Origin of the sequence: Chryseobacterium lactis (assembly GCF_003815875.1) — a bacterium.
GTDB lineage: Bacteria > Bacteroidota > Bacteroidia > Flavobacteriales > Weeksellaceae > Chryseobacterium > Chryseobacterium lactis.
The window spans coordinates 3,878,994-3,905,070 of record NZ_CP033924.1 but is presented as its reverse complement, the minus strand read 5'-3'; the positions used below and the strand labels follow the sequence as shown (position 1 = coordinate 3,905,070).

Here is a 26,077-nt window from a genome sequence, read left to right as displayed (position 1 = left end):
AAATTCAAGCAATGGACTCAAAAGGAAAGAACAAAAAAGAAGAATCTGCCAACAGCGCAGAAACTAAAAAGCAAAATCAGGATTTCCAGAATATTCCTGCTTCATCGAAAAAGAGCAACCCACCTGACATTGATAAAGAAGATGTTCAAAAGTCTTCTAAAAATAAATCAGGAAAAACGGATAATACGAAAGAATAAATAACTTTTATTACAGAATAAAATTGAAAGGTTCTGTCTCTCACGAGGCAGAACCTTTCTCTAACTATCTATCTAAGTGAACTAAATTTGTACCTATACAATGGTTGATTTTCCGATTTTTACATTCTCGAAATTATAATAAGACTTTTCTGAATATTTAATATGATCTGCAATAAAGCTTCCTACTTCACTGGTTGAATAGTATTGCTTACTGTTAAGATCAATAGTCACATATTTATTTTCAATAGCATGCTCTACGGATTGTCTCAGTTTATCGGCAGCTTGTTTCAAATTAAGATGATCCAGCATCATTGCCACACTAAGAATGGATGCAATAGGATTGGCTATTCCTTTACCTTTTGCCTGTGGATACGAACCGTGAATAGGCTCAAACAAAGCATTTCCCTCTCCAATGGATGCCGATGGAAGCAGCCCGATGGAACCACCGATGACACTTGCCTCATCAGAAATAATATCTCCGAACATGTTCTCTGTTAAAATAACATCAAATTGTTTTGGATTAAGAATCAGCTGCATTGCGGCATTATCTACAAACATATAATCCAACTGAACATCCGGATATTCCTGAGCAATTTCCTGGCAAATCTTTCGCCATAACCTTGAAGTATCCAATACGTTGGCTTTATCAATCAACGTCAGCTTTTTATTTCTTTTTTGTGCTTCCTGAAATGCCATATGCGCAATCGGAAGAATATCTTCACGGCTGTATTTGCATACGTCGTAAGCATATTCGCCTTCAGGATCTGTAAATTTTTCACCAAAATAAATCCCGCTTACCAATTCCCTGAAAATCTGAATATCGGCTCCTTCAATAATCTCTCTTTTAAGTGGACTCTTTTCAATCAGTGATGCATAGGTTTTCAAAGGACGAAGATTTGCAAATAAACCCAATTCCTTACGAAGTCTTAATAATCCCTGTTCAGGTCTGACTTTAGCCTCTGGATTGTTATCAAAGACAGGATCTCCGATTGCTCCGAAAAGAACGGCATCAGATTCTTTACATATTTTTAAAGTTTCTTCCGGAAGTGGATTTCCGGTTTTGAAAATAGCTTCAGCACCCATCAATCCATAATTGAATTGAAATTTGTATTGAAATACTTCAGCAATTACATCCAATATTTTGATGCTTTCGCTGATAATTTCCGGGCCAATCCCATCTCCGGGAAGGACTGCAATTTTAAAATAATTGTCGCTCATTTGTTTTTTGTGTTTTTAGTTCAAACTCTGTGATCGCCTGTTTTTTGCTGATTAAAAAATCAATATCGTCATAGCCGTTTAAAAGGCATATTTTTTTATAAGAATCGATCTCAAAAGTTTCAGTGGTATCTTTAAAGCTAATAGATTGCAATTCTACATCGATAGCAATCTGATTATCGGGATTTTCAGTAATTCCCTCTAAGATCTCTTTTAAGAATTCTTCGGAGACTTTTACAGGAAGAAGACCATTATTTAAAGCATTCCCTTTAAAAATATCGGCAAAATAACTGGAAATAATAACCTTAAAACCATAATCCGTTAAAGACCACGCAGCATGTTCACGACTGCTTCCACATCCGAAATTATTTCCTGCTACTAAAATTTCCCCTTCATACTTAGGATTATTCAATACAAAATCCGGATTTGGTTCTCCGGTATGGATATTATACCTCCAGTCTCTGAACAGATTTTCTCCAAAACCATTCCTGTCGATACTTTTCAGAAACCTCGCCGGAATAATCTGATCGGTATCTATATTTTCTGCCGGCAACGGAACTGCAGTAGATTTTATGATAACTAATTTTTGCATGTATTTTACTTGTTGGATTTAAAACCACAAAGGCTTTTTTACACTTTAGTTCACTTAAGAAAAATCAGAGATTTTCAAAAAGCTTAAGTGATCTTTTATACGATTCAATGATAACTTTTCTTACTTAAGTGTCATGACCTTTTATGTCTTTGTGGTTAAAATATATTTTTAAAACTTTAGTTTAAATTTTCAAAAGCTGAGATCCTGCCTTCTATAGCGGCTTTTGCTGCGGTAAGCGGACTCGCCAGAATCGTTCTTGAACCCTGCCCCTGTCTTCCTTCAAAGTTTCTGTTCGATGTGGATACACAATATTCACCTTCAGGAATTTTATCATCATTCATTGCAAGGCAGGCAGAACATCCGGGCTGACGGATCTGAAACCCTGCTTCGTTAAAAATTTTATCCAATCCTTCCTCATAAATCTGTTTCACAACTTGTTGAGAACCGGGAACGATTAAAGCTTTAACTGTTTCGGATTTGCTTTTCCCTTTGATATATTGAGCTGCAGAACGGAAATCTTCTATTCTCGCATTGGTACAGCTCCCTATAAATACGTAATTGACTTTAATATTGGAAGGCGATTGTCCTGCTTCCAACCCCATATATCGCAATGCCTTTTCCTCGGATTCACTTTGTGGAACCGGAATAACCTCACGGATTGAAATTCCCATTCCGGGATTGGTTCCATAGGTAATCATCGGATAAATATCTGAGGCATCAAAACTTAATTCTTTATCAAACTCTGCTCCCTCGTCGGTTTTTAAAGTTTCCCAATAAGCAAGCTTCTCGTTCCACTCCTCACCTTCTGGTGCAAATTTTCTTCCTTTTACATATTCAAAGGTGATGGCATCAGGAGCTATCATTCCTCCTCTGGCACCCATTTCAATACTCATATTACAAACGGTCATCCTTCCTTCCATCGACATTTCTTCAAATACATTTCCGGCATATTCACAGAAATATCCTGTTCCGCCGTCAGTTCCTATTTTTGAAATGATATAAAGAATCACATCTTTGGCCTGAACATTTTCATTCAACTTACCATTTACTGTAATTCTCATCGACTTAGGTTTGTTAAGCAACAGGCACTGACTGGCAAATACCTGTGCCACCTGGCTTGTTCCGATTCCGAAAGCAATTGTTCCGAAAGCGCCGTGTGTAGAGGTATGACTATCTCCACACACTATGCTCATTCCGGGTTGAGTTATTCCCAGTTCGGGAGCAATAATATGGACAATGCCCTGATATTGATGCCCTAAACCGAATAGCTCGATATGATTTTTTGTACAGTTTTCCGTAAGTTGTTGCACCTGATTTCTCGATAATTCATCACGAATCGGCTCTTCCTGATGTAAAGTAGGCACATTATGGTCTGCCGTTGCTACAATCTGCTCAGGTCTGAATACTTCCAGATTTCTGGCTTCAAGTTCTGCAAATGCCTGTGGACTGGTTACTTCGTGAATCAGGTGTTTGTCTATGTAAATAATTTGTGGACCGTCAGGAATCGTTTCTACCACGTGAGCGTCCCAAACTTTATCAAAAAGTGTCTTTCTATCTTTATTCATTTTACTTTTATCTTGATTTAAATCAAACCCTTATCCTATTTTCCTGTTGAAAGCAGTCATAATCAGGCTGAGATCATCATTGCAGATTTCCTTTTTCATATCTGCTATTTTTAAGAATTCCTGATACAGATAATCAAGTTCATTCTTGGTTACTTCATATCCGATATGTTTAAACCTGTAAGCCAGCGCAGAACGGCCACTTCTTGCCGTAAGGATAATGGAAGATGCATTCACTCCTACTTCAGCGGGGTCTATAATTTCATAAGTTTCCCTGTTTTTAATCACTCCATCCTGGTGAATCCCTGAGCTATGGGCAAAGGCGTTAGCACCAACAATCGCTTTATTAGGCTGAACAGACATTCCCATTAAATCAGAAACCATCAAACTCATCTCATTCAGCATTCTGGAATTGACATCGGTGTGAAGATTCAGATCTTTATGTTGTTTCAGGATCATCACAACCTCCTCCAAAGCAGTATTTCCGGCTCTTTCTCCAAGACCATTAATCGTACATTCGATCTGTCGGGCTCCATTGATCGCTCCGGCGATTGAATTGGCTGTTGCCAAGCCCAGGTCGTTGTGACAATGACAGGATAGTACCGCTTTTTCGATTCCTTTTACATTTTCTTTCAGATATTTTATCTTCTCGCCATACTCTTCCGGTAAGCAATATCCAGTGGTATCAGGAATATTCAAGACAGTGGCACCTGCTTTAATGACGGCTTCACAAACCTGAGCCAGATATTCATTATCTGTTCTCCCAGCATCTTCTGCATAAAATTCAACATCCTCTACATAAGTTTTTGCATATTTTACAGCTTCAGCAGCGCGTTCAATAATATCTTCTCTGTTTGAATTGAATTTATATCTGATGTGAGAATCAGAAGTTCCGATTCCCGTATGTATTCTCGGTTTTTTTGCAAATTGTAAAGCTTCAGCAGCAACATCAATGTCTTTTTTATTGGCTCTGGTCAATCCGCAAACTGTAGCATTCTTCACGAGTTTTGAAATTTCTGAAACAGATTCAAAATCTCCCGGACTGGAAATTGGAAATCCTGCTTCAATGATATCAATCCCTAGCGCATCCAGCCTTTCAGCTATAGTCAGTTTCTGTTCCGTGTTTAGTTTGCATCCCGGAACCTGCTCTCCATCCCTCAGTGTGGTATCAAAAATTTCAATTTTTTCGGAATTCATAAATGAAGTTTTTTACTTAATTTTGATCCAAAACTACAGCTTGTAATATTTTTTCATTTTCATCTTTTTTGAAAATTACAATATTCAACCGTTAAAGAAATAGCTGTATTTATTTGATAATTAAACATTTAAATTCCAAAAATTTACAATGGCAGAATTGCAGAAAGATTTTTTGTTTGTATTGGTAAAGTCATTGACCACCTCTGAAAAACGTCAGTTTAAGTTATATGTCAATCGTCTCGGAATCAATGTAGATGCCAAGTTTCTCCTCTTGTTTTCTGAAATGGACCGGATGAAAGAATATGACGAAAGCATTATCATTGAGAAAAAAATTTCAACGAAACAGCAACTTTCAAACCTGAAAGCCCATTTGTATAAACAAATTCTGGTAAGCCTCCGTATGAACCCGAGTCATCAGAATTATAGAATTCAACTTCGGGAGCAACTCGATTTTGCCAATATTTTATACCAGAAAGGATTGTATAAGCAGGCTTTAAAAATATTGGATAAGACAAAAAAAGATGCGCTTGAACTCGATGAAAAAAGTATCGCTTCCGAGGTTATTGACCTTGAGAAAGTAATTGAATCACAATTTATTACACGAAGTATTGAAGGGCGTGCTGATGAACTGATCAAACAATCTCAGGAGCTTAGCAAACAAAATACTTATACCACCAAACTCTCCAATCTTTCTCTGAAATTATACAGCGAAATGCTTACTCATGGCTATGTAAAAAATGACCGTGACAGAGAAGAAGTTTTGGAAATTTTTAATGATGAGATTAAAAAAATTAAGTTTGATAAGTTAAATTTCACTGAAAAACTGTGGTATTTTAAAGCTCATGTATGGAAGAACCAGCTTCTTCAGGATTATAAATACACGTTAAAGTATGCCTATCAATGGGTAGATTTGTTTCATAAAAAGCCGGAAATGATCTTCAGCCATCCGGTTTGGTATATCAAAGGGAACACCTATCTGCTGAAAATTTTGTTCCTGTATGGGAATATCGATATTCTTGAAGAACATTTTGAAAACTTCAGCAAAACGGTGCATGCAGAAAGCTTTTCTCAAAATGAAAACCTTCAGTCACTGATTTTCCTTACGTATTCCAATACCTTGATGAATATTCATTTTGTAAAGGGTGAATTTTTCACCGGAACAAAGCTTATTCCCGAAATTGAGCTGAAAATGGAAAGACTTCGGGAGAGAATTGATGAACACCACTTTATGATTTTATATCTTAAGATGGCTGCAATGTTTTTTGGCAGTAAAATGTATAAAAAAACGATCCAGTATTGCATGAGGGTAATTGAGTCGAAAGGAAATGTGCAGGAAGATCTGCTTTTTCACACCAGAATTCTGATCTTAATGGCTAAACATGAATCCGGAAATGATGAGGATTATGATGAATTCGTTGCTTCTACTCTGAAATTCGCCAAAAAGATGAAAAAACCGGAAGACTTTCATTTTGAGAGCATTCAGTTTTTTAAAAATCTTAATAACGAGGTGTTAAGTCAGCAGCAGAAAGCATTTGAAACTTTTGACCAAAAACTGGAAGAGTTTTCTAATAATGAATATTACAGAAGATCATTATTTTATATTGACATTCACGGTTGGATAAAATCTAAAGTTCAAAATGTAGATGTGATTGAAATTATCAAACAAAAAGTGAAGTATAAAAGGAAAAGTTAATAGATCTCTGAAATTGATTTTAAGAGTCCGGATTCCTAAGGAATGACAATAGAATGTTAGTTCACAAAATAAGGTGATACCAATTCATATTGTCATTCCGCACGAATCTAAACAATATTATCAAGCTATTTTATCACAAACTACAATCAGTTTATTACCAGATTCTTTCTATAAAATGTAAAGCATTTTTATGGCTTATCTTTTCTACCAGTTCTGCTGAAAATCTTTCTTCAATTTCCCTATTGATGGCAGGATATACTGAAGCATCAGAATGTTCAGGGAAAAAGAACGGGTGACGGGATGTTTCCGGATGTTCCTTCCAGTAGAAATAATCGGCTCCGTAGGCTATGCAATCTTCACCTCCAAGATCAAGTCCGTACTGAATATGTTCATACAACCTTTCCGGATGTTCCAGATCGATATAATCTTTAATAAAATTAAGGCCGATCAATCCTTTCCTTTTAATGACTTCTTTAGCCAGTTCATCCGGAAGATTCCGGTTATTCTTATAAATCGCCCTGTAATTGGAGTGGCTGGCCAGAATCGGAATCGAATATCCTTTCTTATCAATATAATTGAAAATATCATGTGCCAGCTGATCACTGGTGTGGGCAAGATCGATTGCTATTCCTTTATCTGCAATATAGTCGAGCAGGACTTTTCCATCATCCTTTAAACCTGCTGTAGCATTATTCCCTCCTCCGAAACGGTTTTCTGAATGGTGGGTAATCCCAATGTAAAGTACTTTTTGAGTATTTTCAATAATCGTTTCCAAATTTTTAAACCCGGAGTCCAGAATTTCATTTTCATCGCAAAAAGCAGATGCATTTTCAATGGAAGCAATAACTCCTACCCGATTTTCATTTTCCTGAATAGTATAATTGTCCTTGTTAAAAAGAAAAAACTGATCATTTTTAATCAGTTTTGAAAATAACTGACTTTGCTGTAGCCCATACTTAGTACTGTTGGCTCCTGTTCCGGCATAGATCGCCATCACCTGAAGCTTTACGTTTCCTTCTTTTAAATAAGGTAAAGAACAGCCTATTTCTTTATCATCGATCGTTGCATCAGGGTTCAACATATAATATAAAAGATCACAGTGCAGATCAATGTTGATTGTATTCTTCATGAATTATAATTTAAATTTTTATTCCGGTTCTTTATTTTAGATCAGCAAAATCAGGCTCAGAAATCTAAGAAAAGATTTTTACAACCTCTTTATATTGTCGTTTTTCTGAATAATTCTGCCAACTGTTATTTAATGATTTTAAAAGTCTTAAAGTACTACTATTGGCGGATTAAATTCATAATTATAATGAGTTGATGAAATTTAAAATATCTATCATTCTTTCCCTATTTCATCGGAAACAGATCTGAGAAATCCGGTTTTAATCATTCTACTTACAGGCACTCAAAAACTTAGCATTATTTATTTAAAACAACCTCTTATAAAAATCAATTGTTCTCCACTTTAAAATATTTCTTATTTTTTGTATTAATTATCATTCTAAATACAGGTTAATATAGCATATTATCTAAAAAATGCGTATTTTTGCATCTTAAAATTTCTTAGTAAACAATGATAAAAATTACACTTCCAGACAATAGTGTCAAAGAATTCGAAGGAGCAGTTACTCCTCTAGATGTGGCAAAATCGATAAGCGAGGGATTGGCTAGAAATACCATTTCCGCAATTGTAAACGGTACACAAGTAGAGACGACCACCCCTATAACCACGGATTCTACGGTACAGCTTTTGACCTGGAATGATGATCTTGGAAAGAAGGCTTTCTGGCACTCTTCCGCCCACCTTTTGGCGCAGGCGATCCTTGACTTTTATCCTAATGCTAAGTTGACCATCGGTCCGGCAATTGAAAGCGGATTCTATTATGATGTAGATTTCGGTGGCGAAAGTTTATCTGAAAAGGATTTTGAGAAGATTGAAAAGAAGATTCTTGAAAATGCAAAAAAAGGATCAACATTCTCTCTATACCCTGTTTCAAAAGAAGAAGCTTTAAAAACATATGCAGATAACCCTTATAAGGTAGAATTGATCTCCAATCTGAATGACGGGGAAATCACTTTTGTCACTCACGATGACTTTACAGACTTATGTCGTGGTGGGCACATTCCAAACACTGGAATTGTAAAAGCGGTTAAAATTTTAAATGCAGCCGGAGCTTACTGGCGAGGAAACGAAAAGAATCCTCAGTTGACAAGAGTTTATGGTATTTCTTTCCCTAAGCAGAAAGATTTAACTGAATACCTTGAAAGATTAGAAGAAGCTAAAAGAAGAGATCACAGAAAATTAGGTAAAGAACTTGGAATTTTTGCATTCTCTGAAAAAGTAGGTGCCGGGTTACCACTATGGTTGCCAAAAGGTACTGCTTTAAGAAGAAAACTGGAAAATTTCCTTTCTGATGCTCAGAAAAAAGGAGGGTATGAATTTGTAATGTCTCCGCATATCGGGTCAAAGGAATTGTATGTAACTTCCGGACACTGGGATAAATACGGAGCAGACAGCTTCCAGCCGATCAAAACGCCGAACGAAGGAGAAGAGTTTTTGTTGAAGCCTATGAACTGTCCTCACCACTGTGAAATTTACAAGACTTCACAATGGAGCTACAGAGATTTGCCTAAAAGATATGCAGAATTCGGTACTGTTTACAGATATGAGCAAAGTGGAGAACTTCACGGTTTAACGAGAGTTCGTGGATTTACTCAGGATGATGCTCACCTTTTCTGTACTCCGGATCAGCTTTCTGAAGAATTTGAAAAAGTAATTGATTTAACGCTTTATGTTTTCAAATCTTTAGGGTTTGAAGATTTTGTAACTCAGGTTTCATTAAGAGATCCTGAAAACAGAGAAAAATATATCGGATCTGATGAGAACTGGGAGAAAGCTGAAAGCGCCATCATCAATGCAGCAGAGAAGAAAGGTTTAAAAACGGTTATTGAATACGGCGAAGCTGCATTCTATGGTCCTAAATTAGACTTCATGGTGAAGGATGCGTTGGGAAGAAAATGGCAGCTGGGAACGATTCAGGTAGACTATAACCTACCGGAAAGATTTGATCTTCATTATATCGGAAATGATAATGAGAAGCACAGACCGGTTATGATCCACAGAGCGCCATTTGGTTCTATGGAGCGTTTTATAGCAATCTTGCTAGAAAATACTGCAGGAGATTTCCCTCTATGGTTAAGCCCTGATCAGTTTATTATTCTACCGATCAGTGAAAAATATGTAGATTATTCAAAAAAAGTTTCACAATTTTTGGAAAATCACGATATTAGCGGTCAGATTGATGACAGAAATGAGAAAACGGGTAAAAAGATCCGTGATGCTGAATTGAAAAAGATTCCTTTCATGCTTGTGGTAGGGGAAAATGAAGAGAAAGAAGGCACGATTTCTGTAAGAAGACGTGGAGAAGGAGATCTTGGAGTGATGAAACTGGAAGATTTCGTGGCTTACTTTAAAAAGGAAGCAGCCATTTAAGAAAAATAAAACATTGAAATATTCAGAGGTTATTTATTTAAAAATCTCTGAAGTATCAATAAAAATAGAAAGTTAACCAATAAAATTATAATACAATAGCACAAAGATTTAACAACAGGGGCCCACAAAGACGTCCGGTACAAGAGGACTTACACTTGATCAACGATAAAATTCGTGTGAGAGAGCTTCGTTTGGTGGGCGATAACGTAGAGCCAGGAATTTATCCAATTGACAAAGCAAGACAAATTGCTGCGGATCAGGAATTGGATTTAGTAGTAATTTCTGATAAAGCAGAACCTTTTATTGCAAGAATATTAGAATATAAAAAATTCTTGTATGAGCAAAAGAAAAAGCAGAAAGAACTTAAGGCAAAGCAAGTAAAAGTGGTAGTAAAAGAGATCCGTTTCGGACCTCAGACAGACGACCATGACTATGAATTTAAGAAAAAGCATGCTGAAAAGTTTCTTGAAGAAGGTTCTAAATTGAAAACCTACGTATTTTTTAAAGGACGTTCGATCATCTTTAAGGATCAGGGAGAAATCTTGCTTTTAAAACTGGCTCAGGAATTAGAGCACGTTGGTAAAGTAGATCAGCTTCCTAAGCTTGAAGGAAAGAGAATGATTATGATGATGAGTCCTAAAAAACCAGCAAAATAATTCAATCGTTATTTAATATAAAAAAACCTCAAAGTGATTTGAGGTTTTTTTATGCATTTTTCTCGTCCTGAAAAAGCTAAAAAAACATTTTAGTCTCTTCTTGCAAATACTTGTTTTACATTCACCATTTTACTCAAAAAAATTCATATTTTTGCGTCCAACTAATAACCCGAAAACTAAAATTTTATAATATTCATGAGACATTTACTATTTCTAGCATTTTTTTCAGCTGGCTCATTCTATGGACAAAGTGGGCAGGTAGATCTAACTTTTGGCAATAACGGAGTACGTTATGATGCACCGAGTGGTGCCCCTAATATCCAGGTCACAAATGATGGCAAAGTTTTTTTAATGGTTAATAACCAAGTAAAAAAACTAACGAATACCGGTACCTTAGATCCTACTTTTGGTACAATGGGTGTTTTTTCAAATCCAAACCCTTATAGCAGTATATTTCTATACTCTAATGGAAAGTTGCTAACGCAGGAAGCCAACAGCTTGTATACTACCAGAGTAAAAAGACTAAATTCAGACGGCACTACAGATACCACTTTTGGCACTTCAGCAAATAATGGTATTGACTTTAACAATTCAGGGTGTTCCCCATGTCTGGAGAAGCCGGGTATTCACCTTTCTAATAACAACGACAGTAATTCTTTTTTTATTCTGGCAAGTGACGGATATTATATGGGAGGTCGTGGTGTTGTGGTTTTAAAAAATGAAACAGGTACTTCAGGCTTTTCCATTTCACCGGTGTACATCCCTGCAGTAACCGGTAGTACGGGAGTTCATATGGGTACAGGCGCCGCAAAAGTCCTTAAAGCTTCTGATGGAAGCTACTTTGTTGGTGGTGGTTTATATAAAATTAATAATAATTCAGGTGTTAGCCATAGACAGGGTTCAATGGCATTTGTAGCAAAGTATTCTTCTCAGGGCGGTCAGGATAACAATTTTAATTTTTATGCTTCTAAGGGTTCAGATAGTGGCAGCAACGCTGGTGTAGATTATCAGCTGGATGCACAGGATAACCTTTATACGATTGCTGTAGACAATTCTTATAATAATGGATCGTCATTGTACTACTACCGAATCTATAAAACGGATAAGTATGGCAATTTAGACTACTCTTTTGGCAATACTAATTTTACGGGGTATTTGGATGTTTCTGCCGCTTTTTCATCTATCACCAACTATAAAATTACTTTTAGAAAAATGTTCATACAGCCGGATGGTAAAATCTTGCTGGCGGGGAACACAACTTATATCATCAATTCTACGACCACTCAGGATAAAGAATTATTTTTAGCGCGTTTTAATACCGATGGAACATTAGACAGCTCATTTGGAACAAATGGCTATGTCGTACATGATATTGACCCTACAGCTTTTGAGACCTTTGTAGATGCAGGAACCAATTCTGATATGACAGAAATCTATGTAAGTGCAAATCTTAAAAACGCCGCAACCAACTCATTTATCAAAACGGCTATTGTAAAGTTTAAAAATACTTCCAGCAACTTATCTACTAAAGAAGCTGCTCCTACTCAACAGGATGTATCATTCTATCCTAATCCTGTAAAGGATATTTTAAAATTCAATACCGAAGGAAAAGTAATGATCTATGATACTAACGGGAAACTGGTATTATCAAAAGATAATGTAGATGGGAAAAAAGGTATTGATGTTTCTGAATTGATACACGGAAACTACATTATCCAGGTAAAAAATACAAAAGACACCCATAGTTCTAAGTTTATTAAAAACTGATAACTCAAAATTAAAGATATTAGTATCTTTGATTTTTTCAAAATAAAGTTAAAACGGAAAAGTTCTCTACACATTGTAGAGAACTTTTTTCGTTTTGGATATTAACCTTATAATTTACTATGCGGAAAAGCACCTCATTTGAACTAATTACATGGTGTGTCTTCGTGGAAAAGTTTTATCCCTCAAAATCACCACAATCATGCTCTTTGAAAAGAGATAAGGCTTTTTTGGTGGTAAAATATCTTGATATTCTTTTGTTTTTCATCTCCAGCTTTTGGCCTTCTAAGACCACTTCATACACAGGAGCTTTGTCTATTTTCGTTACAATATAAGTTCCTTCCGGCGTTTTTAAAATAGTTTTATTTCCTTCGTTTGTAAAAGAGAAATCATTTATTTCAAAAGTATCTTTTTCATCACAAACATTGGTCCATATTATTTTTTTCTTTGTTACGGATAAGCTTGCCAAATCGCATGAATAGCAGTTTCCAGAGAACTCTAACCCATATTTTTCGTATACATTTGTACTTTTGCTATCCAATAAATCAACAGGAACCAACGACGAAAGATCACCCGGAACTTCTGATTTTGATGTAGTATCCTTCACCGGAGCTGGTGTAGAAACAGAATTTTCTTTTATCTCCGTAGAATCTACTTTTTTCTCTTTTTTCTCTGTAGAGGGTGAACAGGAAACAAATAAAACTATTGCCACTGAAAGGCTGGTTATTATATTTTTCATTTAATTTTAAATAATTTTCTATACTTAATTTATCTTTTGTAAAATTGTATAAAACGGGCTGTTTAATATATCCCTGATTTCAGCCATTTATCCCCTATTTTACACCGTTTTGTTGGTCAATGCTGTGAATACGGATACCTTTGACAAAAATAGTAAAATGAAACCCCTATCTCACTTCTTTATATCATCCATGATTATTTTTGTAGGATGCAATCCGAAAGAAAAAACATCAGAAACCGGCAAACCGACAACTGAAGTTACACAGAAAACCATAACATTAGCCGATTTCAAAAAAATAAAAGGCGTAGATAATGTGCAGGATGTACCCTTTGAGTTATTTACCAAGCGGGATTCTATACAGTTTTTTGTGGCTCCGAATAAAGATGCCGCTCATTTAAAAATGGCTTATAATAAATTCGATAATTATTATGGATTTGAAGAGTTTGAGGACTTCTACTCTATTCATTACAGCATCAATAATAATATTTCGAACAGTATTGAAGCTTTTGTTTTAAAATCAGAATTCACCGCTGCATTTGACCTGACATTAAAAGGCGTAGATCTTTATGAGATCAGAAGCAGCACCTTTAAAGAATCATCCGATTTTAAGGAAAAATCTTTTAAGAAATTTGGTACCATTGCTGAGATTTCAGAACAAGAATTTAAGGCAAACTCAAAAAATCGTATTGGTGAAGCATTGGTAAAAAATCCGAATATAAAGCTGCAGGATGATAACTGGGTATACACAGAAAATAATAGAAAAGGGATCATCACCCAACATGAAAATATATCTACAGAAACGGGACCGCTTGCTAATGAATATGTAGGGCGCTCATCTTTCTTAAACCTGGAAGTTTTCAAAGAAAACACTAACGAAACCGTAGATTTGTTTTATTCTTTTTACAATATAAAAAATGCAGTCATGTTTGAATTGGGTACACAGGGCTATCCACAAATTCTTCCTACTAAGAGCTGGGTAACATACATCTCATCCAATAATGATGCGGGAAGTAATTTTGTTATTACTAAATATTTACCCCAAACCAGAAAACAGGAAAATCTTCTCTACGTGAATTTCACCAATTTTAAAATCGCCGATGATAAAAAAGCATTCTGGACTGATAATGATACCTTTTACGCAGAAGTTTACCCTCTTAATTCAGCTTCTTCAAATGGTAAAAAGCAAAAGACAGCATTTATAAAAATTAAGTTGAAGGCTGATTTGATTTGAACAAAAAAATATTATAACCCCTATAGTAATTGGCCCCATTAGGAAAAGTAGTAAGATAAAAACCCCTGAAACCAGCCAGTGTTTGGAGTGGTAAAGTCTGATATCTTTGCAGCAGTTATTTAAAGATATACAATGAAAAAAATAAGTTTAACCCTCCTGTTTTCTTTACTAAGTCTGATTACTTTTGCACAATCGTTAAAAGTAGTTATTAAACAAGACGGAAAAGTAATTGAGCCGGTAAACGATGTTTATGACCTTAAAAAAGCTCCCTTCCTGTTTGAAATAACCTCTGCAAATCTTGAAGGTTTTCTAGTGGGAGCCACTACAAATAAAGATATTTATGCCGGAGCTTTGGGTCTTTTCAACACTGAAGTCCCATGGTTTCAGAGTACAGGTATGGCGGAAGAATTGTACAACAAGGACAAAGAAATGTTTCTGATGGATTCGGCGCCTTCGTACTGGTATTATACCGACGCTAAAGATCATAGATTTGATAAAACCCCAAAAGGTAACTCAAAACAATGGACTGCTACCCGTACTATTACAAGATTCTATGATATCATGGTGGATCAGCCAATCAATTTAAAGGATTTTGACGGACGAGTGTACCTGTTGATGTATGAGCCTGTATATAACGACGAATATGATTTAACAGGAAAGAAAAACCTGTTTCGAGGTACGTTGAGATTCAGAGATTAAATAAAAAACACCTAATTTTTAATTTTATATAAAAAAGGTCTGCTTTTACGATGTAAGCAGACCTTTTTGCTGGATAAAGGTAATCTCGAAATTATTTTAAACCATTAAGATTTTTAAGAAGATAAGAAAAGTTAAAGGAACAGATAAGGCTATTATCTTAAATTCATCTTTGATGCAGCTTAACTTACCTTTAAAATCTTCATTTTTCTTAATGGTTTAAATTCTTTGGCCTTTTTCAAATTCGAAGATTTCATAAATACTCTATTCTATGATTAATCCATATTCTATAGCCAGTTTAATGGCTGAACTAAGATTGGAAGTCTGAAATTTTTCAATCAGATTTTTCCGGTGACTTTCTACGGTATGTGGGCTGATAAAAAGCTTTTCCGCCATTTGATTAGTGGTAAGCCCTTTCGCTGCTTCGGCTAAAATTTCTTTTTCCCTTCGAGTTAATTTTGGAACATGCTTTAATCCATCTGCTGATTTTTTCTCCAAAACCGATCTGGTCTGTGAACATACAAACCGTTGACCAGCGTAGACCGTCTTAATACCTTCCAGTATCTCAGAAACGGAAGCATTTTTCTGAATATATCCTAAAGCACCTTCAGCCAGCGTACTATTTATAACAGGCAGTTCATTGTGAACACTCAGCATAATAATCTGGAGATTTCCGTACTTTTTCTTTAAAGGTTTTATGATTTCGATGCTGTTGGTATCTGCCAGATTGATATCAAGCAATAATATATCAATATCTTGTTTTGCCAGACCTGCATTCATTTCTGGAACATCTTTAAAACAATCTACCACATCTATGGTATCGCTGTTTCCTAAAATATTCTTCAGTCCTTCTAATAGAAGCGGATGATCGTCTGTTATGGCTACTTTTATCATTTTTAATGGATAGGAATTTGAAGTTCTATACTGGTCCCAACATTTAATTCGGAGGTGATGTTCATCGTTCCTTTTAAAAACTGGACTCTTGATTCTATATTATGAAAACCTGCAGTTTTTCTTACTTCTAAGTTGGTATGGTCAAAACCTTTACCGTCGTCTTCTACCGTAAGATTTACTGCATTTTCTTCTTCGCTCAGCTGGATAATCACCTCAGAAGCATCCGCGTGTTTTATGGTGTTGTTGACCAGTTCCTGAATAATTCTGTATATGATCAATTGTTTTTCCTGTGATAAAGAATGGCTGTAATTGATAAATTCGGTGTGGATCTCCAGTCCGCTATTGGAAATGCGGGTGGCAAACTCCCGGATGGCTGCTTCCAAACCGTATTTTATTAATAAATCAGGCATTAAATTATGTGCTACACGTCTCAATTCTTCTACAGCACCATCAATCTGGCCAATCGATTTTGAAATGCCTTCTTCAATATTTTCAGATTGATGAGGATCTAAAATAGACAGCTGAAGTTTAGTTCCCGAAAGCAAACCTCCCAATCCGTCATGGAGGTCGCGGGCAAGGCGGCCACGCTCCTGCTCCTGCCCTTCAAGCAATGCAGTAAGGGTAGATATTTTTGAATTCTGCTTCTCTTTATCAATGGCCAGAACATGCAGTTCATCCCTTTGCTTCATCGACTTTGCACGCTGTTTAAAGGCGTATAACAATAAGATGATTAAAACAATAAAAATGACAATAAAAATAATATAATAGGTATTGATCTTTTCCTTGAATGCCAACAGCTTTTTATAGCTATTAATATCATTGTTTTTTTGCTCGGTTTCCAGCTTTGCCAAGCGAAGCTGCTGTTCTTTTTTCTCCGATTCAAGTTCTGAAAACTTGAGTCGTTCACGTTGGTTTTCTTCGACCAGTTTTAAGTTGTTGTAAACCTGTTCACGTTGTGCACGAAGAATGTTGATCAGCTTAATTTGTTGTGCTTTTTTATCACTTTCGAGCTGCAGCTTGATGTATTTTTGTTCTTGTCGTTCTTTCTCAAACTGTGATTCTAATTTCTTGGTAATGTCAAGTTTTTCCTGATCGTAAACGCTTTTGTATTTATCAACATAGCTTTTATAATACGTCAGGGCTTCTTTATAATTGCCTTGCTCTTCGCTAATTTGGGATAATGATTCGAGAATGGATAATTCTATATTATGATCTCTGACAGGGCTTTTCCCAATTTCCATGGACGCTTTGAGAAAGTAAGACTTAGCCAAATCGTAATCTTTATTTTGTGCGGCCAGCTCAGCTAAAATTCCAAATGATGATGCAATATGTATGGCATCACCGGTTTCCAGACTCACTTTATTGGCTAATTCGGCATATTTCATCGCCTTCTCTCTATTAAAACCGGTATACAAATTAGCTAAATTAATAGCCGCATAAGAAAGACTGGTCTTGTTAAGCATAGTCTCCTTATTTTTGTTAAAAGTCGTAATAGCCTGCAGATAATATTGCTCTGCCCTATTTCTAAAATCTATATTCGAAGGATTCTGGGTGTATTTTTGTTCGTACACGTATCCCATCCGCATATAGGCGTCGAAGATAAGATTGGGATCGTGCTGTTTGGATGCCAACAGCAAAAACTGCTTGCTGTATTTTTCCTCCAACTGATATTCATTCAGGTTGGAATAAATAGTAGATAATTCTTTGGCTACATTCCCAAATCTCCCATACAATGTAGAAGTCGTTGGGGAATTTTCATAATAATTAATTGCTTTCAGGTAAGTAGCAACGGCATCGGTTGTTTTATTATTACGTGTTAAAATCCAGCCCCTGGCATATTCAAAGTAGCCTTTAGCCTCGTTACTGTTCGTCTTTACACTATACTGCTTCGCCATTTCCAGGCTTTTGAATGATTCAGCCTGTTTATTATCAAGCCGATAGTTCATCGCTTGCACAGCATATAAAATAGTGGCATACCTGCCATCGTTCTGTTTTGTTGCGATGGAAATGTTAGTTTCTAAAATCTGATAGGATTTTAATTTTAAATTATGGAAAAATAAAGCTGTAGCATATTTGGGAGCCAGATTCAATTGCTCTGTGGTTTGGTTTGAAGCATGACTATATTCCTTTTCCAATTTGCTTAAAACATCTTGTGCCTGCGCAAAAAACGAACCCATCAGGAAAGCAAACATAAATAACAACCTGTACATCAAACCCTTATCTCTTTTAAATTGTATTATCCTAAAGAACGCAAATATAGGTAAAATACCGGTTAATCGATTTCAATACATCTTCATACTCGGGGAAAATTTTTATGAAGTCTTCCATTTTATTTTCTTGTTAATTTTAGATGTTCTCCTTCTTTCATAAGGTTAAATGACATATTTTTTGCCGGTTTGAAAATTTTTGTGGGAGCATCGCAGGTTCCTGATGTACTGATACTATCGACTTCCATTTGTATCTGATTCTTTTCTGTAAAGTAGTATCTACCATGTATTTCTGTAAAGCAGTCATTTCCACATTCCCAGCTATCATAACTTTTGAATTTTTCAGCATCCAAAAAGTCTACCGCGTGAAAGTTGAGAATAAAGGCAGTATCTATTCTTTTTGAGAGATAATAGGTTTTCTCGCCAACAGGAGCAATAAGTCCTCCGGCATTAATAATCCACCGGGTACTTTTCAGATTATTAGGGAAATTCAGCTTTTTTCTTTCAGGGCCTTTACAGCTGAATAGAATGACCAGAATAACAATGAAAAATGGGAAAGCAACAGTTTTTTTCATATTAAAAAAGGATATTTCATGAACTCTTATTTCTCTCCAAAATGACTTTTTATTTTGTCAGTTGATACAACTATCCTGTCAACACTTCTTACTTTTACAGCTTCTTCTTCACTCAATTCTATTTTGTTATTGTTTTTACCCATGCTTTTGATTGTAGTGTTTGTTCGAAATAAAAGATTCTCATTTTAATCAGGCGTGAAAAAGAAAGCTATAAAAGTTAAAAAAAAATTGTTTATCTAAGTCAAATGGTTATTAGTTATAATTATTGGGGATCTTTCAGCATTTTCCCTCTTATATTTTTACAAAAGAATTAAAGATTTGTTGAGCAATAAGCTTCGGTTTTGAATCTGGTGCATCATTAATCCTGTCTTCATACAATTCTATTTTTATTATTTTAACATCATTCGGTATGTTGTAAGTTTCATCTTTTGTATAATTATAACCCTTCACATCAGCACTTTCTTTGCCCGGCTTTTTTTTGATCTCCACATAATATCTCAGTGTAATACCATTGCCATTCAGTTCTCCTTTTTCAAAACGAATTTTCCTAACTTGATGAATGTTATGACCACTGGAGTCGATATTTCCCTGAATCCTAAATTGTAGGGTTTCAGCATTTTTGGAAAGCATCAAAATCATTGGACTAAGACGTTCAGTAACCTCCTGACGGGTTGTATAAATATGGGTTTTACCTGTTTCCGGAATCTCTTTTACAACCCTTTTTGGCGCAGCATAAATGGTAGCAATTTTTAATTTCTGAGCATCTGTTTCACAGCTCAATAAGGTTAAAAATGAAGTTGATATCACGAAATATTTCACCCTCTTATTATTATTAAATCTTCGAACTAAAGGTAATCAAAGGTGTAGGATAAAAATATCCCTGATTATAGTGGTTTTTTAATAGCTCTAGTTTATTTCTTTTTTGGCTTCTTTCAATAGTTTTTCCGCTTTCAACCTTATTTCTTTGGGCAATAATTTGAAATTCTCATCCTTTACTTCGCGATACTGCTCTTCTTCCTGGAATGGAATCCAGCCGGTAATTTTTGATTTCGAAAATGTCTTTTCACCTAAATTTGTATATACAATCACTTTCAATGGTTTTGCATCCAATCCATCTGATTCTTCAAAATAAGTAAGATAAAACTCAGGAAGACCATCTTTGTTTGCATCTCCAATTTCACAGAAGTTAATCATATATCGAGGTTGTGCCAATCCTTCTGCAAAATCTTTAAAGGTTATTTTCGGAAGTAATCCGCCATGGTCCTCCAGAAAAACACCCGAGTATAAATCTTTTGAATCCATGCCTGAATAAGTGGAATTTTTAGCTTTACTTTCGTTCAAAAACCAAATATAACTTCCATGATCAGGGACAAATGATTGTACAATCATTACCGGATTTCCTGACAACGGATTTCCCACCTCTTCAATAATCTCCTTGTATTTTTTATCTGAAGAAAAGTATATCCCTGTCCTCATTTGAGCAAATGATACTACACTCACAATACAAGCAGCACCAGACAATAGCTTTCTAAAAATCATAGTTTTACTTTTTCCCATTGTATTATTTAATTTTCTTTATATTCTTTTCCGGAATAAATATCAATGTAGAAATACTTCGTCTGTCCCGAATTAATTACAGTGCTCACCAAACCATCGGAGTTAATAGATTGATAAGCTTTTGATCCGATACTTTTTTTATTCTTGTTATCATAAAGTGTATACAAACCTTTATCATCCTTTTGGAGTGTGTAGATCTGTTTTTCAGTATCCAATACGGAGATATTGTGGTATTCAGGTTTTATCTCCCAAATCTTTTTACTGCTGTTCCACAAGCCCATGGTTCTTAATCCTTTTTCATCTTCAATCCGGATAAGGTATAAATCATTCATCCCTTCGTAAGAATTTATTTTTCCGAATTTCCAGTTTTTGTCGATGAACTGATTCGGTAAAATCATTTTTCTATCGGGCCAGATCAAATTCCCGACCTGATCCAGCACTTTAAAATGATATGAATCGATGGAGTCTGTAATGTTACCTTTGGTATCGATATAAAGCCAATCGTATGCCCAGATATCATGATCATAATTAAAAACACCTATCAAAAAGTAGGGTGAATTGGTGATAGAATACACTAAAGATGTTTTTTTAATAAAATCAATTTGCGAATCTGTTGCTTTTGTAATTTCTTTCGGAAATACCTTTTCATATTGGGGAAAAGGGTAAACATCGTTGGTTTCAGGATCTGCTAAAAGCTTAGGCACTTCCGGCTCATAGCGTTCTTTATTAACGTCTTTCAGTATTATGGTTTCTTTATCAAATTGTATTGAAAATGTTTCAATGCCTTTCAATCCGTTGTGAATTGCTTTTTTCTGATTCAATTCATACATGGAAAAACCAGCATTAGAAGCTTTGAGAAAACGCTTATTTTCCAATAACTCCGCAATATTTTGTTCAATTTTCTTCAGGCGGGAATTTTTGATTTCGTAAAGATTTCCATTCCAAAAAACGTGGTTTTCATCTACAGAAACAAAACTTAGATAATAGTTATCCTCCAGATACGGGATTTCTTCATCCAGCAAAATTTGTTTGGTTTCCAATACTCCGATTTCAATTTTATGATAGGTTTGCTCTTTCTTGATGCCGCTGCCTAAAATGTTCCATTCCCATTTCCAGGCGGGCATCTTCTTTTCGTATTCAATTTCTTTTTTATAAAATGTAAGTCCATTAATGACATTTAAATCAATTGAACTGGTAGAAAAATCTAAAACTATTTTTCCGTTTTCGTCTATGGTCGCGTATTCGTCTTTCCCATTTCCAACAACGGCAAAACCTGTAGGGGTAAATACAGATGCACTTCGGAATTTTTGACCGGTAACGGGTTTCAGACTAGTTTTATCTACATAGACAAAATCATTCTGCTTCGTTAAAAAAGGAATACTGTTTATAGTCTTCATTTTTGATGTAACTAATGGGGAATCACCTTTTTTCTCCTGTGTACAAGCCGTCACTGAAGTCAACATAAAAAGGATACTGCATACTATTGTTTTCATACTTCGAAATTCTACTCATCTTTATAATTCAATATTAAAGAGATGTGAAAAACAATACAATCCCGATTATCAGCTATATTTTACAGACACATCATTTGAATTTTCTGATTGTAAGATTTTAAACCTTTCATGTTTTAAAAAATATTATTTATAAATTATTATTGTATGTAAATTTTTAATCAATTATTATCTTACATCAAGATATTGTGAAGATTTTCTATCTACATTTGTGATTATAAAAAAGTTAAATACACTATTTATTAATCATAAAAAAGGAAACAATGAGCACACTTACATTAAAAGACGGAACAGAAATTTATTACAAAGATTGGGGAAAAGGACAGGCTATTTTCTTCCACCACGGATGGCCATTATCTAGTGATGACTGGGATGCACAGATGTTCTTCTTCTTAGAGCAGGGCTACAGGGTAATCGCTCACGACAGAAGAGGACACGGAAGATCAGAACAGACCCCTTACGGACATGATATGGATACTTACGCTTCTGATGTAGCAGAAATTGTTACAACTTTGGATTTAAAAGATGTCATTCATGTAGGACACTCTACAGGAGGTGGTGAAGTCATCAGATATGTGGCAAAACATGGTAACGGAAGAGTTGCAAAAGCCGTATTGGTAAGTGCTGTCACTCCTATTATGGTTCAGAATGAAAACAATCCGAATGGAGTTCCGATATCTGTTTTTGACGATATCCGAAACAATACCGCAAAGCACAGACAGCAGTTCTTCATTGATATTACTTTCCCTTTTTATGGGTACAACAGAGAAGGCGCTAAGGTTTCTGAGGGAATTCAGAGAAACTGGTGGAGACAAGGGATGAGCGGATCAATCAAAGCACATTACGACTGTGTAAAAGCTTTCTCTGAGACAGATTTTACAGAAGATCTTAAAAGTGTAGATGTTCCTGTGTTGGTGATGCATGGTGAAGATGATCAGATTGTACCGTTTGAAACAACAGGAAAGGTAGCAGCTACCCTTCTTAAAAACGGAAAATTAATTTCTTATCCTGGTTTCCCTCACGGAATGCCTACTACGGAAGCCGAAACGATCAATAAAGATCTGTTAGCATTTTTTCAATCGTAATTTATATAGTCTACAATATTACCAATCCACAATCAATACGATTGTGGATTATTTATTAAAAACACCAAAAAGTGTCTTATTATACATCCTGAAACACCCATTGTCAAAAGGTTTATTAAACATTTTTATATCTTTAATTTGTGATTTACTGTAAATAAGTTTACATTTGCAACCTCAAACAAATAACCTATGAAAACAAAATTAATGACTTTCTTAAGTCTTTCGATGCTTTTGGCATCTTGTGCTCAGGATGAAACCCGTGATAATGTAATGCCAGCTGAAAAGCAGGTTGCAGTAAACGAAAGTAAAACATCCCGTCTTAATGTTAGCACTACCACTATAAAATTTTTACAAGAAGTATATCATCCTTCGGTATTAAATGCGGGAGAAGCTATTACTTTACAGGAAGGTGACAGAAAATTTCAACTTATCATGCAGCCTGATAATAATCTTGTGCTCTATATGACGAGGTCAGGACACACTTCTGTAGTATGGCATTCTAATACTTATAGACCTTTAAATGGTACTCCACAGCTTATTGCACAATATGATGGAAACATGGTCATTTACAACAATGGAATTCCAATTTGGAATACCAATAAAACGGTTAACTTTCATGTGAATGATCCACACATGAAGCTTCAGTTATATTCAAAAAAAGATATATTTGGCTATTCAGGACATAGAATTAAATTTGTTTTGGGAGGAAATAATCAAAATATCAATGATGTATTTGAAGTAGATTACGAGGACAGGACCGTTTATCTATAGATGCGATAAAATCACAAATTATAAAAGTTTGAATTGATTTTTTTTGTATCTTTGCACCCTATTATTCCTAATGTCTTTAGGAGTAGCCAAAACAGATATTGATAACAAAAACAATAAAAAAGCAAGACAATGCCAAAATTAAAAACGAAATCAGGTGCTAAGAAACGTTTTGCTCTTACCGGATCTGGTAAGATCAAAAGAAAAAACGCTTACAAAAGCCACATCTTAACTAAGAAAGAAACTAAGCAGAAGAGAAATCTTACTACTACTTCTTACGTAGCTAAGGTTGACGAGAAAAGCGTTCAACGTCAATTAGCAATTAAGTAGTTTTTATAAATCTATATTCGGTTTATAAGAATTCAAACAAATTCATCATTTTAACCCTGGAACGGTGCTAACAAGAGTAACATATGTTGCCGCCCTTTTCAAAAAAACAATTTAAATTATGCCAAGATCAGTAAATGCGGTAGCTTCAAGAGCTCGCAGAAAAAAAGTTTTAAAGCAAGCTAAAGGTTTTTTCGGTAGAAGAAAGAACGTTTGGACTGTAGCTAAAAACGCGGTAGAAAAAGCAATGCAATATGCTTACCGTGGTAGAAAAGAGAAAAAGAGAAACTTCAGATCACTATGGATCACTCGTATCAACGCGGGAACCAGAGAACACGGAATGTCTTACTCTCAATTTATGGGAGCTCTTAAAAAGAACAACATCGAGCTTAACAGAAAAGTTTTAGCAGATTTAGCAATGAATCACCCTGAAGCTTTCAAAGCTGTTGTAGATCAAGTAAAATAATGTAGAATACTATTTTTGTTATCAATATAAGTCCCGGATTTTATCCGGGATTTTTTGTTTTATATTTCAGGCTTACCTACCAAGAGCCACGTAAACAATACACTCCATTAACAAATTATATATAAATCACCCTTAATGGTTTTAATTTTCAGCATTAACTGATGATTATTTGGTATATTAGCAACCAGAAAACAAGTTAAGTAAAAAATGAAAAAAATCGCCGCTTTTTTATTAACCTCTATCATTATACAGAGTATTGACGCGCAAAGTTTTATTCAAGCTTATAAAGACAGAGCTGATCTGGTTACCCAAACACAAATTACTTCAAATCTTCAGGAATTTTCCAACCTTGGAGTAAAAACAACAGGATCACAAGCCAATACAAATGCATTAAACTGGCTGAAGAATAAGTATCTTTCTTACGGGTACACCGCGAACCAAATGGCAGAAGATCCTTTCAGTTATGGAAATGCACCTAATATAAAAAACTCTACGAATCTTGTTATTACCAAAACAGGAACCGTTTATCCTGATCAATATGTGATTATTTGCGGACACTATGATACCATTGTAGGTCCCGGAGTGAGTGATAACGGAAGCGGAACTTCCATTCTTTTGGAGGCGGCAAGAATCTTAAAAGATGTTCCTACCGAATATTCTATTAAATTCATCCATTTTTCGGGTGAAGAACAAGGTTTAATAGGAAGTACCCATTATGCCAATACAGTAGCCTACCAGGGAAGTGTTCGTAATCTGGACATTAAACTGGTTCTCAACATTGATCAGGTCGGCGGAAAAATAGGAAATCTGAATAATACCATTACCTGCGAGAGAGATACCGGCGGTATGTCCACAAATAATGCTGCGTCCAATACAGCAACACAGGAACTGGCTGCATGTACCGGCTTCTACTCTCCTCTTCAAACTTCTATTTCATATGCCTACAGCTCCGATTATATGCCTTTTGAAGCAAAAGGTTACACCATTACCGGATTGTTTGAATACATAGAAAGTGGGAATCAGCACACAGTAAATGACACGATGGCCAATGTTGATCCCGTTTACGTATTGAACGTGGGTAAAGCTGCAGTGGGAGCATTACAACATTTTGCCATTGCTGCAACAACCAATAATGTTATGGCGACTCAGGAAGCCCCACAGAAATCATTGGAAGCAATACAGATTTATCCTAATCCGGCGAAGGACATGATCATGGTAGAGTTACCACAAAAAATAAAGCAATCCAGTATTGAGGTGAGTGACATGACCGGAAAAATAGTTATGAATGTTGGAAACCAAACGAAAATAAACGTATCCGGTTTGCAAAATGGAGTTTATATGGTAACGGTAAAAACAGATAAAGGAAATATTTCCAGAAAAGTAATTATTGAAAAATAATAAAACTGATGATTAAGCCCTAGCAAGGAAGATCATAATTGAAAATGATCTCATTTGATTCACTCAGTTTATTTTAAATATTTTTAAACCTTTGAAGCACTTCAAAGGTTTTTTGTTTGAAAATCCGAACTTTATACAGCTGTAAAGGCAACTAGCCATAAAGCATCAATAATAACCAATAAACTGGTTAAAGTTTTAAAGTATTCGTAAAAAACTAAACACTACATTGGGATTTATTTATTATATTC

The 26,077-nt window shown here is 35.3% G+C and carries 24 protein-coding genes; 12 read left to right on the top strand and 12 right to left on the bottom strand.

Features of this window, described 5'->3' with window-relative positions; translation table 11 throughout:
• Positions 1-11: 11 nt before the first annotated feature.
• On the top strand, positions 12-197 hold the full coding sequence (locus tag EG342_RS17330; protein WP_103292551.1) for a hypothetical protein: 186 nt from the start codon (positions 12-14) through the stop codon (positions 195-197).
• 93 nt (positions 198-290) lie between these two features.
• Here the strand turns inward: EG342_RS17330 and leuB are convergent, their stop codons facing one another.
• The 4 genes from leuB to EG342_RS17310 all read right to left on the bottom strand — a co-directional run bounded on the left by leuB (position 291) and on the right by EG342_RS17310 (position 4,763).
• Positions 291-1,415 carry a 3-isopropylmalate dehydrogenase gene (gene leuB / locus EG342_RS17325; RefSeq protein ID WP_103292552.1) on the bottom strand — a complete coding sequence of 375 codons (1,125 nt, stop codon included), beginning with the start codon at positions 1,413-1,415 and terminating at the stop codon, positions 291-293.
• A complete protein-coding gene (gene leuD / locus EG342_RS17320) occupies positions 1,396-2,004 on the bottom strand; it encodes a 3-isopropylmalate dehydratase small subunit (protein ID WP_103292553.1) in 609 nt (202 codons plus the stop codon). Before leuD ends, leuB begins: the two co-directional genes overlap by 20 nt.
• Before the next feature lie 176 nt (positions 2,005-2,180).
• Positions 2,181-3,569, bottom strand: a complete 1,389-nt coding sequence (gene leuC, locus EG342_RS17315) for a 3-isopropylmalate dehydratase large subunit (protein WP_103292554.1) — start codon at positions 3,567-3,569, stop codon at positions 2,181-2,183.
• Positions 3,570-3,599: 30 nt separating this feature from the next.
• Positions 3,600-4,763, bottom strand: a complete 1,164-nt coding sequence (locus EG342_RS17310) for a 2-isopropylmalate synthase (RefSeq protein ID WP_103292555.1) — start codon at positions 4,761-4,763, stop codon at positions 3,600-3,602.
• 148 nt (positions 4,764-4,911) lie between these two features.
• Here EG342_RS17310 and EG342_RS17305 point away from each other — a divergent pair, with 148 nt between their 5' ends.
• Complete coding sequence (locus tag EG342_RS17305) at positions 4,912-6,456, top strand: hypothetical protein (RefSeq protein ID WP_103292556.1); 1,545 nt, start codon at positions 4,912-4,914, stop codon at positions 6,454-6,456.
• Positions 6,457-6,610: 154 nt separating this feature from the next.
• On the opposite strand, the gene EG342_RS17300 is transcribed toward EG342_RS17305, so the two are convergent.
• On the bottom strand, positions 6,611-7,585 hold the full coding sequence (locus tag EG342_RS17300; protein ID WP_103292557.1) for a dipeptidase: 975 nt from the start codon (positions 7,583-7,585) through the stop codon (positions 6,611-6,613).
• Between the two features lie 450 nt (positions 7,586-8,035).
• Here EG342_RS17300 and thrS point away from each other — a divergent pair, with 450 nt between their 5' ends.
• The 3 genes from thrS to EG342_RS17285 all read left to right on the top strand — a co-directional run bounded on the left by thrS (position 8,036) and on the right by EG342_RS17285 (position 12,378).
• Positions 8,036-9,955: a threonine--tRNA ligase gene (gene thrS, locus EG342_RS17295; RefSeq protein WP_103292558.1), complete on the top strand. Its 1,920-nt coding sequence runs from the start codon at positions 8,036-8,038 to the stop codon at positions 9,953-9,955.
• A 155-nt stretch (positions 9,956-10,110) separates the two neighbouring features.
• A complete protein-coding gene (gene infC, locus EG342_RS17290; protein ID WP_185097810.1) occupies positions 10,111-10,611 on the top strand; it encodes a translation initiation factor IF-3 in 501 nt (166 codons plus the stop codon).
• Between the two features lie 195 nt (positions 10,612-10,806).
• A complete protein-coding gene (locus EG342_RS17285) occupies positions 10,807-12,378 on the top strand; it encodes a T9SS type A sorting domain-containing protein (protein ID WP_103292559.1) in 1,572 nt (523 codons plus the stop codon).
• A 175-nt stretch (positions 12,379-12,553) separates the two neighbouring features.
• Here EG342_RS17285 and EG342_RS17280 read toward each other — a convergent pair whose 3' ends face one another.
• The gene (locus EG342_RS17280; RefSeq protein WP_103292560.1) at positions 12,554-13,114 is read right to left on the bottom strand and encodes a ligand-gated ion channel; all 561 of its coding nucleotides are present in this window, start codon (positions 13,112-13,114) and stop codon (positions 12,554-12,556) included.
• Between the two features lie 157 nt (positions 13,115-13,271).
• On the opposite strand from EG342_RS17280, the gene EG342_RS17275 reads away from it, so the two are divergent.
• Both EG342_RS17275 and EG342_RS17270 read left to right on the top strand, forming a co-directional pair.
• A complete protein-coding gene (locus EG342_RS17275; protein WP_103292676.1) occupies positions 13,272-14,345 on the top strand; it encodes a resolvase in 1,074 nt (357 codons plus the stop codon).
• Positions 14,346-14,477: 132 nt separating this feature from the next.
• On the top strand, positions 14,478-15,044 hold the full coding sequence (locus EG342_RS17270) for a hypothetical protein (RefSeq protein WP_103292561.1): 567 nt from the start codon (positions 14,478-14,480) through the stop codon (positions 15,042-15,044).
• Positions 15,045-15,305: 261 nt separating this feature from the next.
• Here EG342_RS17270 and EG342_RS17265 read toward each other — a convergent pair whose 3' ends face one another.
• The 6 genes from EG342_RS17265 to EG342_RS17240 form a co-directional block, all read right to left on the bottom strand.
• Positions 15,306-15,935, bottom strand: coding sequence for a response regulator (locus EG342_RS17265; RefSeq protein WP_103292562.1), 630 nt, complete (start codon positions 15,933-15,935; stop codon positions 15,306-15,308).
• 2 nt (positions 15,936-15,937) lie between these two features.
• Entirely contained in the window at positions 15,938-18,145 is a 2,208-nt protein-coding gene (locus tag EG342_RS17260; RefSeq protein WP_103292563.1) for an ATP-binding protein, read from the bottom strand.
• Between the two features lie 119 nt (positions 18,146-18,264).
• The gene (locus EG342_RS17255) at positions 18,265-18,717 is read right to left on the bottom strand and encodes a hypothetical protein (protein ID WP_103292564.1); all 453 of its coding nucleotides are present in this window, start codon (positions 18,715-18,717) and stop codon (positions 18,265-18,267) included.
• Between the two features lie 291 nt (positions 18,718-19,008).
• Positions 19,009-19,536: a hypothetical protein gene (locus EG342_RS17250; protein WP_246008648.1), complete on the bottom strand. Its 528-nt coding sequence runs from the start codon at positions 19,534-19,536 to the stop codon at positions 19,009-19,011.
• An 87-nt stretch (positions 19,537-19,623) separates the two neighbouring features.
• A complete protein-coding gene (locus tag EG342_RS17245) occupies positions 19,624-20,256 on the bottom strand; it encodes a hypothetical protein (RefSeq protein ID WP_103292677.1) in 633 nt (210 codons plus the stop codon).
• Positions 20,257-20,282: 26 nt separating this feature from the next.
• Positions 20,283-21,767: a hypothetical protein gene (locus tag EG342_RS17240; protein WP_103292566.1), complete on the bottom strand. Its 1,485-nt coding sequence runs from the start codon at positions 21,765-21,767 to the stop codon at positions 20,283-20,285.
• A gap of 281 nt (positions 21,768-22,048) precedes the next feature.
• On the opposite strand from EG342_RS17240, the gene EG342_RS17235 reads away from it, so the two are divergent.
• From EG342_RS17235 to EG342_RS17215, 5 genes are all read left to right on the top strand, one after another.
• Positions 22,049-22,870 carry an alpha/beta fold hydrolase gene (locus EG342_RS17235; RefSeq protein ID WP_103292567.1) on the top strand — a complete coding sequence of 274 codons (822 nt, stop codon included), beginning with the start codon at positions 22,049-22,051 and terminating at the stop codon, positions 22,868-22,870.
• 189 nt (positions 22,871-23,059) lie between these two features.
• Positions 23,060-23,641, top strand: coding sequence for a hypothetical protein (locus EG342_RS17230; RefSeq protein ID WP_103292568.1), 582 nt, complete (start codon positions 23,060-23,062; stop codon positions 23,639-23,641).
• A 129-nt stretch (positions 23,642-23,770) separates the two neighbouring features.
• Positions 23,771-23,968 (top strand): 50S ribosomal protein L35, encoded by a 198-nt coding sequence (rpmI, locus tag EG342_RS17225; protein ID WP_002979658.1) that lies wholly within the window; start codon positions 23,771-23,773, stop codon positions 23,966-23,968.
• Positions 23,969-24,086: 118 nt separating this feature from the next.
• The gene (gene rplT / locus EG342_RS17220; RefSeq protein ID WP_103292569.1) at positions 24,087-24,431 is read left to right on the top strand and encodes a 50S ribosomal protein L20; all 345 of its coding nucleotides are present in this window, start codon (positions 24,087-24,089) and stop codon (positions 24,429-24,431) included.
• Positions 24,432-24,638: 207 nt separating this feature from the next.
• Positions 24,639-25,829 (top strand): M28 family peptidase, encoded by a 1,191-nt coding sequence (locus EG342_RS17215; protein ID WP_103292570.1) that lies wholly within the window; start codon positions 24,639-24,641, stop codon positions 25,827-25,829.
• Positions 25,830-26,077: the final 248 nt, after the last annotated feature.

What these genes read in the sequence shown, in the direction of transcription:
- EG342_RS17330 (WP_103292551.1), top strand. Translation starts at nt 12, where the DNA reads ATGGACTCAAAAGGAAAGAACAAAAAAGAAGAATCTGCCAACAGCGCA.
- leuB (WP_103292552.1), bottom strand. Translation starts at nt 1,415, where the DNA reads ATGAGCGACAATTATTTTAAAATTGCAGTCCTTCCCGGAGATGGGATT.
- leuD (WP_103292553.1), bottom strand. Translation starts at nt 2,004, where the DNA reads ATGCAAAAATTAGTTATCATAAAATCTACTGCAGTTCCGTTGCCGGCA.
- leuC (WP_103292554.1), bottom strand. Translation starts at nt 3,569, where the DNA reads ATGAATAAAGATAGAAAGACACTTTTTGATAAAGTTTGGGACGCTCAC.
- EG342_RS17310 (WP_103292555.1), bottom strand. Translation starts at nt 4,763, where the DNA reads ATGAATTCCGAAAAAATTGAAATTTTTGATACCACACTGAGGGATGGA.
- EG342_RS17305 (WP_103292556.1), top strand. Translation starts at nt 4,912, where the DNA reads ATGGCAGAATTGCAGAAAGATTTTTTGTTTGTATTGGTAAAGTCATTG.
- EG342_RS17300 (WP_103292557.1), bottom strand. Translation starts at nt 7,585, where the DNA reads ATGAAGAATACAATCAACATTGATCTGCACTGTGATCTTTTATATTAT.
- thrS (WP_103292558.1), top strand. Translation starts at nt 8,036, where the DNA reads ATGATAAAAATTACACTTCCAGACAATAGTGTCAAAGAATTCGAAGGA.
- EG342_RS17285 (WP_103292559.1), top strand. Translation starts at nt 10,807, where the DNA reads ATGAGACATTTACTATTTCTAGCATTTTTTTCAGCTGGCTCATTCTAT.
- EG342_RS17280 (WP_103292560.1), bottom strand. Translation starts at nt 13,114, where the DNA reads ATGAAAAATATAATAACCAGCCTTTCAGTGGCAATAGTTTTATTTGTT.
- EG342_RS17275 (WP_103292676.1), top strand. Translation starts at nt 13,272, where the DNA reads ATGAAACCCCTATCTCACTTCTTTATATCATCCATGATTATTTTTGTA.
- EG342_RS17270 (WP_103292561.1), top strand. Translation starts at nt 14,478, where the DNA reads ATGAAAAAAATAAGTTTAACCCTCCTGTTTTCTTTACTAAGTCTGATT.
- EG342_RS17265 (WP_103292562.1), bottom strand. Translation starts at nt 15,935, where the DNA reads ATGATAAAAGTAGCCATAACAGACGATCATCCGCTTCTATTAGAAGGA.
- EG342_RS17260 (WP_103292563.1), bottom strand. Translation starts at nt 18,145, where the DNA reads ATGTACAGGTTGTTATTTATGTTTGCTTTCCTGATGGGTTCGTTTTTT.
- EG342_RS17255 (WP_103292564.1), bottom strand. Translation starts at nt 18,717, where the DNA reads ATGAAAAAAACTGTTGCTTTCCCATTTTTCATTGTTATTCTGGTCATT.
- EG342_RS17245 (WP_103292677.1), bottom strand. Translation starts at nt 20,256, where the DNA reads ATGATTTTTAGAAAGCTATTGTCTGGTGCTGCTTGTATTGTGAGTGTA.
- EG342_RS17240 (WP_103292566.1), bottom strand. Translation starts at nt 21,767, where the DNA reads ATGAAAACAATAGTATGCAGTATCCTTTTTATGTTGACTTCAGTGACG.
- EG342_RS17235 (WP_103292567.1), top strand. Translation starts at nt 22,049, where the DNA reads ATGAGCACACTTACATTAAAAGACGGAACAGAAATTTATTACAAAGAT.
- EG342_RS17230 (WP_103292568.1), top strand. Translation starts at nt 23,060, where the DNA reads ATGAAAACAAAATTAATGACTTTCTTAAGTCTTTCGATGCTTTTGGCA.
- rpmI (WP_002979658.1), top strand. Translation starts at nt 23,771, where the DNA reads ATGCCAAAATTAAAAACGAAATCAGGTGCTAAGAAACGTTTTGCTCTT.
- rplT (WP_103292569.1), top strand. Translation starts at nt 24,087, where the DNA reads ATGCCAAGATCAGTAAATGCGGTAGCTTCAAGAGCTCGCAGAAAAAAA.
- EG342_RS17215 (WP_103292570.1), top strand. Translation starts at nt 24,639, where the DNA reads ATGAAAAAAATCGCCGCTTTTTTATTAACCTCTATCATTATACAGAGT.